The sequence below is a fragment of the Paenibacillus sp. BIC5C1 genome (genome assembly GCF_032399705.1).
GTDB classification, from domain to species: Bacteria; Bacillota; Bacilli; order Paenibacillales; family Paenibacillaceae; genus Paenibacillus; species Paenibacillus taichungensis_A.
Genome location: NZ_CP135922.1, coordinates 1,453,487 through 1,467,769 on the forward strand (window position 1 = coordinate 1,453,487; position 14,283 = coordinate 1,467,769).

Here is a 14,283-nt window from a genome sequence, read left to right on the forward strand (position 1 = left end):
GGTATGGGCAAAGGTGTATTGCACTTATTCGGAAGTAATGTATCGATTAAAGTAGTTGCTATTTTATTCTCATTCTATATCGCCAAATATTATGGAGCACACTTTTTGGGGATTTACACTTTATTTTTCTCGATATACGGTATAGGACAATTCACCTGCAAGTTGGGATTGTTCTATGCACTGGAGAAAAGAATCAGTGAGATTCGCAAAGATGAAGGTCAGATTATCTCGGTTACGATCTTAATAAATACGGGGTTGTTGTTACTCTCATTACTGGCAACCTTTGTATTTAGATCATTTCTCAATGGTTATATTGGTGTGGATAATGCTGCATATTACTTGATGTTGTGTATCGTAATTGCTAATTTTGGAAATCTACTTTCGATTTTGATTAAAGCTCAGAAAAATATTGTTGCGTACTCAAGAATTATGTTCATTAAAGAAGTGGTACCTCGTGTGTTCTCAATGATTGTTTTGATATGGATAGGGGATATTCGTGTACTATTTTCAGCAATAATTGTTGGAGAAATCGTTGCTTCATTATATTCGCTTATAGCATTGAAAAAAGTAAAGCTTGAACGTCCTACCAAACATGCTTTCAGTCAATTGTATTCTCTTACAAAATATAATGCTGTAATGGAAGTTAGGACTTTGACATTTAGTTGGATCGATGTATGGATGATTGGTTTTTTCCTTACCAAAGAATTGGTGGGAATTTATCAATTAGCCTGGCAGATTGCTAGCGGGATATTAATTGTTAATAAAACATTGGCAACCGCTTATTTTCCTTACTTCAGCGAATGGGCAGCGAATAATAAACTGGATCAACTAAAAAATTACCTTAATAAAAAGGTTTATATGTATTTACTATTTCCTATTCCAGTATTTTTTGGGAGCTTAATCTATTCCGAGGATATTATGAGGTTATTCAACAATACGTTTGCCGAGGGGAAATGGGTTCTTGCTATATTGGCAGTTTGTGCAATATTTCGGTCAATACAGGAGCTGTACAGCAAGGTTCTTGTAGCCATGGATCATGCAAGACTTTCGTTTATCGCTTCTACCTACTCAGGCATTACAAACATTGTCCTTAACCTGGCTCTCGTACCTTGGATTGGCATTGAAGGTGCTGCAATATCAACATCGTTCTGTGCCATTATTGACTTTATAGTCTGTCGTCACTATTTAAAGAAGGTGTTCAGTTATACCATGCCAAGAATTCAGTACATTCCTAATATTGTAGCATCGTTTATCATGCTCGTTATGCTCTTATTATTTAAATACGGTTTGGAGATAAGAAATATCTTTGTGGGCCTCATGTTGGGTGTATTGTTGTGGTTCATATCTTTGTTGTTTAACCGGACTTACCGAGATGAACTTTTGAGTTTTGCAACCTTTAGGAAGCTTAGGCAGAAATTGAATGGCTAATCGGATAATGTTGAAGTGGAGTGATGGTATTGGACAACATGATTGCGGTTATTGTTACAGATGATAATTATGCTCAGCATCTGGGGGTAACGCTGACTTCATTATTTGAAAATAAAAAATCAAGTCAGCCTTTAAAAACGTATCTGATCAGCAACGGACTCAAACCCGAAAATCATGAAAAATTAAAACGTATTTTTGAGCGTTACCAGTCTGTTTGCGTATTTCTGGATATTGATACAAAAAAGTTTGCCCACTTGTCTGTCAAAAATCACATGAGTCATGCAGCGTATTACAAAATTTCTATTCCTGAACTTATACCGGAGGAGAAAGTCATCTTTCTGGATTGTGACTTGGTAATACAGGAGGATATCTCTGATTTTTGGAATGTGGATATTAAGGATTACCACCTTGCTGCCGTAGAAAATCCTGATTTTAATCGTTTTGACCAACTACGTATTCCAGTAGGCTCCCGTACATTCAATTCGGGTGTAATGCTTCTTAATCTTAAGGCGTGGAGAGAAAACAATATCTCGGAAAAAGTCATGGAATTTCTAGTGAGTAATTCTCATAAGACAGCACTACATGACCAAGATGGGTTCAATTCTGTACTTTATGATAAGTGGCTATCTGTTGCGCCCAAGTGGAATCAACAAACCAAATTTTTTAGTATGAAATTGAATGAATCATCATTTTCTCAAGAAGAATGGCATGAAGCATTAAAGAGACCTGCTATTATCCATTTCACAACTTCTTCAAAGCCTTGGCAATATACAAATATTCATCCGTTTAAAGCGGAGTATTACAGATATCTTAAAATGACAGAATGGAACGATTTTGTTCCTCAAGGTAAAAACCTCAAAAACCAATTGAAAAAGTGGATCATAATGACTCTTCCTGCGCCATTATTGGTCCGTATTCGCAAGAATCTGCAAATCAAAAAAAATAAAATGGTATACGAAGATGTAGCCAAATGATAAGTGATCCTTGGTTCAATGAAAGACACTGAACAAAAGGGGAATATTTGCATGTCCACATACTTGAAAAATATCAATCTGCAGTTATTTGTTGCCACCATGGCTCCATTGGGTTTCTTTTACAAAAAGGGAGAGGGTGGTGGGCTATTAGATATCACACTCTTAATTTATGCCGTCCTTTATGTCATGGTTGTTTATAATATGCTGATAAAAAAAGAAAAGCTGGCTCTTTTTAAATATGACGCAGTCGTTTATCTAGTTCTTATAGTAATGAGTTTCAGTCTGCTGTACACTCCGCAACCCATGGCTGGATTAGTGAAATTTTTGAAATTTACTGTCATGGGAGTAGGCATGATATATATACTGCGGTCCTTTGTTAAAAGAAAAGACGACATAACAAAATTTTATAAGTACTTTATATTTAATAGTTTTGTAATTCAAGTGCTCATTCTTATTGATTTTGCAGCGAATGAATTTCCTGTGGGTAGGTACAAATATCATGGGGTGCACCCAATTGCTACGGCTATGTTAGGGGCCACTTCTCTTTTAATTGTACTCATTTTGTTCTCGGCAAGAAAAGTGAAGTTTTCAACAACGCTGATTCTTTTGCTCACGAGCACTTCCATTTTAATTATTGGTGCCTCAAAAGGCCCAATACTTGCAATTGCGATCACCTTGTTCCTGATGATGAGAGGGCTTAAGAAGGTGAATATCAAGTTAATGCTTTTCCTTGGAGTCATTCTTGTTGTTTTGTTGAATTTAAGTGCAGTACAAAAATACACTGAATTTTTGACGGATCGAATCTCAAATACGGCTGGCTCGGAATCTTCAGCAGTTCGTTTGAACTTGTATGATCAGGCAGAAAGAATTTTTTATGAAAATCCTATATTAGGTGCAGGTATCGGTACACTAAAGGAGTATCCTCATAATTTATTTTTAGAGATACTTGCAGAGAACGGACTTCTATTAGGGTTTATGCTGATTATTGTTCTATTAATGGTTTGCAAATCCTACTTCGGTTTCTTGTTAGATAAATCGTTGGATATTAATTACTCACTTTCATTATCACTTGTCATTATTTCATTTGTAAGCTTGATGGTTAGTTGGACATACGTGGATCAGAAATATTTGTATATGGGACTGGGTACACTTATTATGGTGCACAGCTCTTTGGTCAATCAGCCGAAGTATGAAGTTGAAGCGCTGAAGAGAACAGAGAAATCATTGAGAACAACTACTCTTTAGGGGAGAAAATAAATGTTAAGGACATTATTGATCACCAATCAGATTGCTCCTTACCGAATTCCTGTGTACAACAAAATCAATCAGAGTGACTCAATTGATTTTACCGTTTGGTTTTTACAGGAAAAGGAATCTAACCGTGAATGGAATATTGATTATTCGGAGATGGAATTCGCACATGAGCAAATGCGCGGGTTCCATATTTTTGTGCAAAAATTAGATATGGGTATTCACCTAAACCCAGGATTATTCTGGAGGCTAATTCGCTTTAATCCGGATGTTGTTATGACAACAGGTTATGAGGCACCTGGGTACTGGACAGGAATGTTGTACGCTAAGATATTCCGTAAAAGATTTGTTGTTTGGTACGGCAGTACATTACACAGCAGTAGAGTTCAAAATAAGCTTTTTAATTCAATACGTAAATTCTTCTTTGGCAGAGCTGATGCTTTTGTGTCGTATGGTACTGAATCAGCTAAGTGTATGGAACATTATGGTGTAGATCCTGAGAAAATTGTAATCGGATATAACACAGTGGATGTGAAGTATTATCGGCAACACTATAAAGAAAGCAGGAAGGCATCGCGTCAAAATGAAGCGAGAATACAATTTCTTTACATTGGACAGTTGATCGAACGGAAGGGATTGCTCCAAGTCTTGCAGGCACTGAGTAAACTTGAATCTAAGAACTGGGAATTCAGAATTGTAGGAAGTGGGACGGACGAAGCGATTCTGCGCAAAAAAGTGGAAGAGTATGGATTATCTGATCATGTTTTATTTGAAGGCTACAAACAAAAAGAGCAGCTTGGAACGTACTTGGCCCAAGCAGACTGTCTAATTTTCCCTTCATTAATTGAGGTATGGGGACTTGTTGTTAATGAAGCTCTGGCAACAAATACCTTTGTGTTGGCATCCAAATATGCGGGGGCTACCAAGGATATTATAGCTGACAAACAAAATGGACTTGTAATAGATCCATTGGATCAACGGAACATGATTGAGGCATTCCAGTGGGTGATGGGCAACAAGGAATATATTCAATCTCAACGTTCACAGGGACTGAGTTTATGGCGCAAGCTGCATCCGAACTCTTATGCACGCTCGGTTGAAACTGCAATCAAAAAAGCTGCATTGTGAGGTTAATAGGAATGGAAAATAAAATCAGGCTTGATTTATATGAGCAAACGGAATATTCACGTGGTAGAAATGGAATCATTGTATTGCTATGGTGGTTGATACAGGGAACTGTGTTTCGCTTTTCCCTTCATCAGATGTACGGGTGGCGTAGATGGTTATTAACTCGATTCGGGGCTGAAATTGGCCATGGTGTTAAAATTAGATCTTCCGCCAAGTTCACTTATCCATGGAAAGTGACGATTGGAGATCATAGTTGGATTGGGGATAATACAGAATTTTACAGTTTGGATGAAATCGCTGTAGGAAGGCATTGTGTGATTTCGCAGAATACTTATCTTTGTACAGGAAGTCATCGTTTGAATGATCCTTCGTTTGGATTGATTACGAAGCCAATAGTAATTAAGGATGGAGCTTGGGTCGCAAGTGACGTTTTTGTATATCCTGGTGTCATTATTAATGAAATGGCTGTTGCGGGTGCACGAAGTACAGTGATCAAGAATATTCCTGCAAATGAGATTCACGTAGGCTATCCAGCTGTCTTTATAAAGCGTCGTTTTCCTCAACAGATTGGAAGTACGATACCATTTGATCGGTTAGAAAGTGAGATGATGAAATGAAGCCCAAAATAGTATTTGTCATTAATTACTTTTACCCGGATGTAGTATCGACTGGGCAAATTATGACAGAGTTATGTCTTTATCTTCAAAAAGATTTTGATATAACAGTAATTGCTGCACAGACTGAGGGGACGATTCATGAAAAACAAAGTCGCTTCATTTTAGATCAATTAGAGCAAATCCAGATTATAAAGATCAATCTTCCTGAAGTTAATAAAGAGAATAAATTAAGCAGGCTGAAGTATATCTCAGCTTATTTTGTTTGGGCAACTGTTGCATTACTCAAACAGAAAAAAGTGGATTTAATATACACCATCTCCCAACCACCCGTGTTAGGTGGAGTGATTGGTACAATAGGCAAATTATTAAAAAGAACAAAGCATATCTATAACATACAAGACTTTAATCCGGAACAAGCTGAAGCAGTCGGTTACAGTAAAAAGAAATGGATTGCTAATACGGCTAGATGGGTCGATACGCTAAGTTGCAAATTAGCGGATCATGTTGTGACCGTTGGTGAAGATATGAGAGAGACGCTGGAACGCAGATTCAATAATAGGAAAGTGACTGATAATTCGGTGATTCATAACTGGACGGACGAACAAGAGATTATACCACTTTCCAAAGACCATCCGAAGGTTACAGATTTTTTGAGAGAACATCATCTTGAAGGAAAATTTGTAATCATGTATTCCGGTAACCTTGGGTTATATTACGACTTGGAGAATTTGATTAATATGACGGGGAGATTCGCTGGCTATCGGGATCTAGCATTTGTGTTTATAGGCGAAGGTGCTGTGAAACGAAAAATGCAAGACTATGTTGAGCAACATGGTATCAAACAGGTGTACTTTCTTCCTTTTCAAGCGAAGGAAAATCTGAAATATTCTTTGAATGCAGCTGATGTGCATTTGGTAGTTAACCAGAAGGGGATTAAGGGCGTCTCTGTTCCTAGTAAGATATATGGTGTGATGGCTGCTGGAAAACCTGTTCTGGGAGTATTGGAACAGGGCAGTGAGGGTTATCGAATTATCAGTGAGAGCAAGTGTGGGCGTTTAATGGAACCACAGAGTTATGAAATGTTTGTCAAACATGTGAAAGACTTATATATGCTAAATCGGGATGAACTTAGAAACATGGGTCTAGAAGGAAGGGGTTATCTGGAAGAACATCTTAAACGAAATACCTCCATGGAGAAGTACAAAGTGTTGCTTAGCAGACTCGCATCCAGAACGACGGACCACCAGGTGGTTGGGAATAGGGAGTATGCGGCATCTGAATAATGTCTTGAGCTAACAATTAAAGGAGGAATCGCAATGAAACTTGTACTGCTGTCAGGCGGATCAGGGAAACGACTTTGGCCGTTATCCAATGATGCACGTTCAAAACAATTTTTGCGTGTACTCCAAGATGATGACATGCAAATGGTATCCATGGTTCAACGTGTATGGCGCCAGCTTGAATTAAGTGGGTTGGGTGCTGAAAGCTATATTGCTACTGGTAAATCACAAATAGAAATGATGCAAAGCCAAGTAGGTACAGAAGTACCTTTGATTGTAGAACCCGAACGAAGGGATACATTTCCTGCTATTGCACTTGCCGCAACCTATCTGTATTCAGTAAAAAGTATCGGGCTCAATGAAGTAGTAGCCATCTTACCTGTAGATCCATATGTGGAAAATCACTTCTTCAATGTTGTTCAGCAGTTGGAAGTGGCAATCAATCACAGTGGAGCTCATATTGGACTTATAGGTGTGAAACCAACTTATCCATCTTCTAAATATGGTTATATTATTCCAGGTACCTCTGGGCAATCTCATGGGGAATTGGAGATTCTTCAGGTTCAACGATTCCAGGAAAAACCTACAGAGGAACAGGCTGAGCTATTAATTAGTAATGGAGCTCTTTGGAATTGTGGTGTATTTGCTTTTAAATTGGATTATATCATTAATAAGTTGCAAGAAAAGGGCTTGCCAATACAGTATGAAGAGCTTCTTAAACAATATGCTAACCTACCTGAAATAAGTTTTGATTATGAGGTGCTGGAGAAAGAACGCGAAACCATCGTTATTCCTTATGAGGGATATTGGAAAGATTTGGGAACTTGGAATACGTTAACAGAGGAAATGGGATCCAAGCAAATTGGAAAAGGTATTGTCAGTTTAGATTGTACGAATACTCATTTGATTAATGAATTGGATATACCAGTTGTAGTCCTTGGAGTATCAGATATTGTAGTGGCAACGAGCCCAGATGGTATTTTGGTTACAGACAAGAGTGCAAGTCCCAGGATTAAAGAAACTATTAATTTTAATACAGGGCCTAAATATGAAGAACGTCAATGGGGCTGGTGCAAAACGCTGGACGTGCAACAGTATGAAGACGGGAATCAGGTGACTACCAAAAGGCTGCATGTGATTTCGGGGAAAAATTTAAGTTATTGCCTAAGTCGTAGCTGTCAGGAAGTATGGACAATTGTTAGGGGAAGCGCTGAGTTTATTCACAACGGTAACCGAATGAGCATCAAGGCAGGGAATGTACTCCATATTCCAGCTATGACTATGCATGGTCTAAAAGCAATAACGGACGTGGAATTTATTGTTGTTCAATCAGGACCTTTAATTATGGAGAATGATTTGGTTGAGTTATATACAGATTGGGAAGAAATTGAACAACATTGTGTGAAAATCTAATATGAAATCCAGCCTGAATTTGATTTTTTATGTTACTGATTATGGTTACGGACATGCGACAAGAAGCATAGCCCTGATTAGGGAGCTGCTTCGACCTAAGTATAATATAAGTCAAATAACAATTTGTTCTGGAAAAGTATTACCTTTTATTAGGGAATCTTTACAGTATGATAAACGAATCAACTTTAGAGAACAAGCCCTTGATTTAGGATACGTCCATGAATCGGGGAGTATAGATCTGTCATCATGTCTACTTCATGAGAGATATATGAATTATCATTATTCCTTTTCGAGTATGGTTTCCATGGAAAGGGCTTTTTTGGTTTTACAAAAGCCAGACATGGTTTTATCCGACATCTCTCCAATTCCTTTTTTAGCTGCATCGCAATTAAATGTTATTTCTGTCGGTATTTCCAATTTTACTTGGTATACAGCATATGAGGAAGCGCTAACTCCCGAACTAATACAGTTGTTGGAACAATCCTATCGCTGTATGGACTATTTTGTGAGGCTTCCTGGTGGAAAAACTGAGCCGGATTGGGGAGCCCGCGGTGGTATCGCTGCAGATTTTTACTGCCGGAGAGTAGACTCGACGGAAAAGAAGCGTATTCGCTCACAGCTTGACCCCTTCCATAATAAAACGATTATTTTTTTCGCAATAGGCATGGGTGTTGAGCTCTCAGATATTTCCAAAATGAAGCTGCTCAAGCATGAAAAATTTGTCTTTATTGTCTCATGCAATATGGAAATTTCCGGTCGGAACATCTTCAATATCGAAAAGAATTATACAGAAACACAAAATTTTGTTGCTGCATCAGATATTGTAGTTACAAAACCCGGCTGGAGCACAATCAGTGAAGCCGTTGTTTCCCATAAACCACTGGTTTTATTGGAGAGGGGGAATATTCCTGAAGATCGCAAAAACATTACTGCAGCCTGGCATGCTACGAAAACAGTCACTATTCAGTGGGGTGAGCTTCGGGATATGGAAGATCCTAATTTTTTTGAGGGAATGATTATATCTTCCGATTCCGAGAATGATGAAATAGAAAATCATAAATCTTTTTATTCTGAGGATAGACGATCTGGAGTAAATGTTATTGCTGAATTCATTGAGGATTTATTTAATTTTCGCATAACAACGTGATTAGTATATTTATATAAATAAAAAAGTTGATGGAGGATGGACAATATGAAATTGACAGTGATCGGTACAGGGTATGTAGGTCTGGTATCTGGTGTTTGTTTTTCGGAACTTGGTAATGAAGTAATCTGTGTGGATAAATTGGAAAATAAGATTGAAATGTTAAACGAGGGCTTAGTCCCAATTTATGAACCAGGGCTGGAAGAACTTATTGCAAAAAATAAATTGGCGGGCCGTTTAACCTTCACTACGGATTTAACCAACGCTGTACAGCAAGCAGATATTATTATCATTGCGGTTGGAACTCCTCCACTTCCCAGTGGTGAAGCTAATCTTGCATTTATCCACCAAGCTGCTGAGGATATCGCACTTTCAATGAATGGTTACAAAATTATCGTAACCAAGAGCACAGTACCTGTAGGGACAAATGAGCAGGTTGAGGGAATTGTAAGTAGATACAGTAAGTATCCTTTTGCGGTAGCTTCTGTACCTGAATTTTTAAGAGAAGGTTCTGCAGTGCAAGATACGCTTAATCCAGATCGAATTGTTATTGGTTCTGCCAGTAAAGATGCTTTTGAGAAATTATCTTCGCTGCATAGTGAACTGACATCTAACATTATTTTAACGGATGTTCGATCAGCCGAGATGATTAAGTATGCTTCGAATGCCTTCCTATCCACTAAAATCTCATTCATTAATGAAATTGCCAACATTTGTGAAAAGGTGGGAGCGGATGTCACACGAGTAGCTGAAGGCATGGGATATGATAAGCGAATTGGTGCCTCTTTCTTACAAGCTGGAATAGGTTATGGTGGGTCATGCTTTCCAAAAGATACACAGGCGCTCATTCATATCGCCAATAGTGTTAAATATGACTTTAAGTTGCTTCAATCCGTTGTGGAAGTAAATACGAAACAAAGGTTAAACATAATCGAGAAGCTACATGAAGCGCTTGGCTCTCTGCATGGGATACGTATTGGAATCTGGGGGCTGGCTTTCAAACCCAATACAGATGATGTAAGAGATGCTCCAGCTATTGAAATTATTCATAAGCTCCTTGAATTAGGCGCGATAGTCCAAGTTTACGATCCTATTGCAATGGACAATTTCAGAAGAGAAATTACGGATATACCATTGATTCAATGGTCTGAAAGTGCAATTCAAGCTGCAACAGGATGTGATGCACTTTGTCTGTTGACAGAGTGGGCTGAATTTTCGGAGATTCCTCTGAATGATTTGGCTAACGTAATGAATCAACCCATTTTGGTGGATGGTCGGAATTCATACAGTGCTGAACAAATATTAGATTCTTCTTTTGAGTATTATTCTGTGGGGCGTCCTAATTTGACCAAGATAGTATCAGATACAGTTTCATTAGCAAACTAACAAAATTTTTTTAATTTCGTATATCAAGAGCCGGAAATGGTTCGATTGCAAAAAAAAAAGCATTCGGGTGGTTTCCGGTTAGTGAATTCGTATCATATCATAATTGAACTAAATATGAGGGGATATGTAATGAAGCTATGGCTTAAAATCACTTTAAGTGCATTATCGTTATTTTTAATAGGCATTCTTGGTTACGGTATTTTTGTATATTACACTGTAAAATCGACTGCCAATGATATGTATGAACCCCTTGATCCAGTGAAGCCAGTTAACATTGTGACTGATGTTAGAGGGGGAAATGAAGTCAAGATTAATGAGAAGGATCCATTTACGGTTATGGTCATGGGTGTGGATGAGCGAAGTACAGATGTGGGACGTACAGATACCATCATTGTTCTAAGTGTTAATCCTGCGAAGAAATCAGTGCTTATGTTTAATATACCGCGTGATACAAGGACTGAAATCGTCGGTCATAACACTGTAGATAAAATTAATCATGCTTACGCCTTTGGAGGTGTAAACATGGCGTTAGATACAGTTGAAAAGTTTTTGGATTCACCTATTGATTATTATATCAAAGTTAATATGCAGGGATTCACCCAACTCATTGATTTATTAGGTGGAGTGGAAGTTAATAATCGTTTTGCTTTTGATTATCAAGGTTACCATTATAATGAAGGCACAATCAAGTTAAATGGCAGTGAAGCTCTTGGGTATACAAGAATGCGTTATGATGATCCGCGAGGTGATATTGGTAGGAATAGCAGACAAAGACAAATACTGGAACGCCTTATGCAGACAACACTCCAAGTATCGAATGTCATACATCTTCAAACGATTTTGAGTGAGATTGGCGATAATGTGAGAACAGATATTACATTTGAAGAGATGAAGGGCTTGTTATTAGATTATCGTTCTGATTTGGAAAATATAGAAACGATAGAACTACAAGGTGAGGGTACGAAGATTGACGGGGTTTATTATTATTTGATTGATCAGGAAGAAAGAGATAGGGCTCACGGTTTAATACAAAAGCACTTATCCCAATAATAAATTATGGAGATGGCATATGGATAAGAAGTTGGTTAATGAAATATTTTGGCTTCGGAGTATATCATGCCTGGCTATTGTATTAATCCATGCAATTGAAGCTTCAATTGACTTTCAAACCAAACAATTAGGCTCGACATTCTTTTCTCTCGAGACTCTCCATCTGTTATTACTGTTTGCAACACCTACCTACGCGTTCATTTCGGAGTTTTTATTGGCAAAAGCCTACAGAGATGGTGTGCCACCTGGGTTTCTTATAAAAAGAATGAGAAACCTTCTGATTCCCTATTGTTTTATGGGAATTATATACGCAGTATTTGATATGACAGAAGGATTTACATGGAGTGCAGTCATTGTTGAAACGGTAAAAAATATTGTTATGGGCGATTTTGTAGCCTGGTTTATACTTCTTATTTTTCAGTTTTATATTCTGCATATGATCTTAAGTAGGGTACTAAACCGTATTCCTCCTTTGAGAGCTCTTATTTTTTCGTTTGTTTTAAATGTTTTGTACTTGGCTTTCTTTAATCTGATTCAGCCGATAGCTATAATTCCATTTCATGATTACATTTGGGCCCGTGGCTATTGGATTCCGTGTTTAGGTTGGTTATTTTATTTTACAGTCGGTTATTATGCTGGACGTAATTACGAGTATGTTATTCAATGGTTACAACGTCATAAATTATGGATATTTGGTTCGACTTTATTGATGATGGCTCTTGTTTTTCTGTTCAATAATCTCATTTTTACTAAAACAACTTCGAAGAGACCTGATATGCTTCTATATACTTGCTGTGTTATTGGACTGATTTTTTATGTATCTAACAAGGTACGTCAGATTCCACGATGGGTCTACCAGATAAGCAGTTACTCTTTCAGTATCTATTTGCTTCATAAACTTTTTATGGGGTGGATCCCTTATATACCATTAGTGGGATTTATAGGATATACAATAATATTATTTATATCAAGTTTAACTGGCTCTATTATTATGACGTATCTATTTAATCGAATACCTTTTGGCAGATATCTAGTCGGAGGGATCCAACATGTGAAACCAAAGGAAACAAATCTTCCATTCCAATCCAAAACGGCTATAGAAACATAATAAGGTTTGTTTATATAAATGAATAATGACAAACAAGGGGGAGAACGGATGCGGCGGAGTTCTGTGAGTATTCACAAGAAAAACAAATTGCGGATACGCCGGTCTCTTTGGTTCCTAGGATCTATAATATTTATTTCATTATGGATTTTATTCATATGGTCAATGTCGGCACAGTCATATCAGCAGCAGACAATTCAACCTTTCCTACATAAATTATCTGAGCAGGTGAGGTTGGGTTTCAGTTTACCTGATATATCAATCAACTATGGTGAAAAGCATTATTCACTTCAGAAGAAGCCGTTTGATTTCTTGGAATTTATTATCCGAAAAAGTGGACATCTATTTATCTATGCTGTACTGGCTGCTTTAGTTTATGGGACTTTGCGTCAAAGAAAGTTAAGCAGTAAAACTGCTACCCTATTCGCATTATTTGTTGTTAGTTTGATTGCTTCAACGGATGAGTATATTCAACAATTCAGTCCTAATCGAACTGCTTCCATACGTGATGTTGGAGTAGATTTGGTTGGAGGATGTGTAGGTATTATCTTATTCACATTAAGTAGGAGAGTGTATAAAGGAAAATCGAAAACATAAAATGGACTATAGGATTTCCCAGGAAATGCTGCTAGCGAGTTCCCGCTTCTACTTGCTTGCCATCCATCATAAGTATGGGAGTAGGACAAGGGGGACGGGACATGCTGCGAAGAAGGAACCGGAAAGCGTTATTTAAAAAGATCGGATTCATAGCACTTGTGCTGCTGCTGTTGTGGCTCATAGGCAGAACCATCCCATATCTGTTTCGTGCGGATGCACCAGATGAAGCCGCTGCCATAGCCCAAGAGTTTTACAAATATGAGCAGACGGGTGATTTCGGCAGTTCATGGGAGTTGTTTCATCCATTGATGAAAGAACGCTTTCCCAAAAGCGCCTATTTGCAGTCCAGAGCACATATTTTCATGCAGCATTTTGGGGTGGAAACCTTTGATCTGGAGATGGAGAAACCGGAGCGGGAATTTGACGTTACGGTGATTGATGGTGTTAAACCATTTGCAGAGGCATATCGCATTGGTGTCACCCAGAAGTTTACGGGAACCTTTGGTCAATTTAAAATCGTGCAGAATTGTTATATTGTAAAGGATGGAGACGATTGGACGCTGCTTTGGTATTATCCAAAGAATGGAGATACCGAGACAGAGCACGACAAAACCGAATGATAGTATTAACCCATACTATGTACCGGATTGTATCATTTGTACTTGAAAAGGCTCTATGAATGCGAGACTTTAGTCGCGTTTATAGAGCTTTTTTTGCATTTCATTTCTTTTTATACCTACAAGGGGTTGACATTAGTCCCGGTGTCAAGTAAATTACGAGTTAGATACAAATTGTATCAAAATTCAGCGTCTAACGACAAATAACAGGGACTTCAATGCTCCTTGTGAGGGGAAGGAATATCATTGATCGAAACGGACCGCTTTTACTGTGTCAGTTGTGGGATGATTGT

The 14,283-nt window shown here is 38.0% G+C and carries 13 protein-coding genes; all 13 read left to right on the plus strand.

Features of this window, described 5'->3' with window-relative positions; genetic code table 11:
• Positions 1-3: 3 nt before the first annotated feature.
• The 13 genes from RS891_RS06505 to RS891_RS06565 all read left to right on the plus strand — a co-directional run bounded on the left by RS891_RS06505 (position 4) and on the right by RS891_RS06565 (position 13,993).
• On the plus strand, positions 4-1,428 hold the full coding sequence (locus RS891_RS06505; protein WP_315794825.1) for an oligosaccharide flippase family protein: 1,425 nt from the start codon (positions 4-6) through the stop codon (positions 1,426-1,428).
• Between the two features lie 38 nt (positions 1,429-1,466).
• On the plus strand, positions 1,467-2,402 hold the full coding sequence (locus RS891_RS06510) for a glycosyltransferase family 8 protein (protein WP_315796203.1): 936 nt from the start codon (positions 1,467-1,469) through the stop codon (positions 2,400-2,402).
• Positions 2,403-2,453: 51 nt separating this feature from the next.
• Positions 2,454-3,647, plus strand: a complete 1,194-nt coding sequence (locus RS891_RS06515; protein WP_315794826.1) for an O-antigen ligase family protein — start codon at positions 2,454-2,456, stop codon at positions 3,645-3,647.
• A 12-nt stretch (positions 3,648-3,659) separates the two neighbouring features.
• Positions 3,660-4,781: a glycosyltransferase family 4 protein gene (locus RS891_RS06520; RefSeq protein ID WP_315794827.1), complete on the plus strand. Its 1,122-nt coding sequence runs from the start codon at positions 3,660-3,662 to the stop codon at positions 4,779-4,781.
• A gap of 11 nt (positions 4,782-4,792) precedes the next feature.
• The gene (locus RS891_RS06525) at positions 4,793-5,398 is read left to right on the plus strand and encodes a WcaF family extracellular polysaccharide biosynthesis acetyltransferase (RefSeq protein WP_315794828.1); all 606 of its coding nucleotides are present in this window, start codon (positions 4,793-4,795) and stop codon (positions 5,396-5,398) included.
• Complete coding sequence (locus RS891_RS06530; protein ID WP_315794829.1) at positions 5,395-6,681, plus strand: glycosyltransferase family 4 protein; 1,287 nt, start codon at positions 5,395-5,397, stop codon at positions 6,679-6,681. The genes RS891_RS06525 and RS891_RS06530 overlap by 4 nt, the downstream gene beginning before the upstream one ends.
• A gap of 33 nt (positions 6,682-6,714) precedes the next feature.
• Complete coding sequence (locus RS891_RS06535) at positions 6,715-8,091, plus strand: sugar phosphate nucleotidyltransferase (RefSeq protein ID WP_315794830.1); 1,377 nt, start codon at positions 6,715-6,717, stop codon at positions 8,089-8,091.
• A 1-nt stretch (position 8,092) separates the two neighbouring features.
• Positions 8,093-9,238 (plus strand): hypothetical protein, encoded by a 1,146-nt coding sequence (locus tag RS891_RS06540; RefSeq protein WP_315794831.1) that lies wholly within the window; start codon positions 8,093-8,095, stop codon positions 9,236-9,238.
• A 45-nt stretch (positions 9,239-9,283) separates the two neighbouring features.
• Positions 9,284-10,621: a UDP-glucose dehydrogenase family protein gene (locus RS891_RS06545; protein WP_315794832.1), complete on the plus strand. Its 1,338-nt coding sequence runs from the start codon at positions 9,284-9,286 to the stop codon at positions 10,619-10,621.
• Between the two features lie 129 nt (positions 10,622-10,750).
• Entirely contained in the window at positions 10,751-11,671 is a 921-nt protein-coding gene (locus RS891_RS06550; protein WP_315794833.1) for an LCP family glycopolymer transferase, read from the plus strand.
• 19 nt (positions 11,672-11,690) lie between these two features.
• The gene (locus tag RS891_RS06555; RefSeq protein ID WP_315794834.1) at positions 11,691-12,779 is read left to right on the plus strand and encodes an acyltransferase family protein; all 1,089 of its coding nucleotides are present in this window, start codon (positions 11,691-11,693) and stop codon (positions 12,777-12,779) included.
• 48 nt (positions 12,780-12,827) lie between these two features.
• A complete protein-coding gene (locus tag RS891_RS06560) occupies positions 12,828-13,373 on the plus strand; it encodes a VanZ family protein (protein WP_315794835.1) in 546 nt (181 codons plus the stop codon).
• Between the two features lie 101 nt (positions 13,374-13,474).
• Positions 13,475-13,993: a hypothetical protein gene (locus tag RS891_RS06565; RefSeq protein ID WP_315794836.1), complete on the plus strand. Its 519-nt coding sequence runs from the start codon at positions 13,475-13,477 to the stop codon at positions 13,991-13,993.
• Positions 13,994-14,283 lie beyond the last annotated feature (290 nt).

Excerpts from the sequence above, each read along its gene's own strand:
- RS891_RS06510 (WP_315796203.1), top strand. The coding sequence starts at position 1,467 with ATGATTGCGGTTATTGTTACAGATGATAATTATGCTCAGCATCTGGGG.
- RS891_RS06525 (WP_315794828.1), top strand. The coding sequence starts at position 4,793 with ATGGAAAATAAAATCAGGCTTGATTTATATGAGCAAACGGAATATTCA.
- RS891_RS06515 (WP_315794826.1), top strand. The coding sequence starts at position 2,454 with ATGTCCACATACTTGAAAAATATCAATCTGCAGTTATTTGTTGCCACC.
- RS891_RS06540 (WP_315794831.1), top strand. The coding sequence starts at position 8,093 with ATGAAATCCAGCCTGAATTTGATTTTTTATGTTACTGATTATGGTTAC.
- RS891_RS06535 (WP_315794830.1), top strand. The coding sequence starts at position 6,715 with ATGAAACTTGTACTGCTGTCAGGCGGATCAGGGAAACGACTTTGGCCG.
- RS891_RS06560 (WP_315794835.1), top strand. The coding sequence starts at position 12,828 with ATGCGGCGGAGTTCTGTGAGTATTCACAAGAAAAACAAATTGCGGATA.
- RS891_RS06555 (WP_315794834.1), top strand. The coding sequence starts at position 11,691 with ATGGATAAGAAGTTGGTTAATGAAATATTTTGGCTTCGGAGTATATCA.
- RS891_RS06505 (WP_315794825.1), top strand. The coding sequence starts at position 4 with ATGGGCAAAGGTGTATTGCACTTATTCGGAAGTAATGTATCGATTAAA.
- RS891_RS06565 (WP_315794836.1), top strand. The coding sequence starts at position 13,475 with ATGCTGCGAAGAAGGAACCGGAAAGCGTTATTTAAAAAGATCGGATTC.
- RS891_RS06520 (WP_315794827.1), top strand. The coding sequence starts at position 3,660 with ATGTTAAGGACATTATTGATCACCAATCAGATTGCTCCTTACCGAATT.
- RS891_RS06545 (WP_315794832.1), top strand. The coding sequence starts at position 9,284 with ATGAAATTGACAGTGATCGGTACAGGGTATGTAGGTCTGGTATCTGGT.
- RS891_RS06550 (WP_315794833.1), top strand. The coding sequence starts at position 10,751 with ATGAAGCTATGGCTTAAAATCACTTTAAGTGCATTATCGTTATTTTTA.
- RS891_RS06530 (WP_315794829.1), top strand. The coding sequence starts at position 5,395 with ATGAAGCCCAAAATAGTATTTGTCATTAATTACTTTTACCCGGATGTA.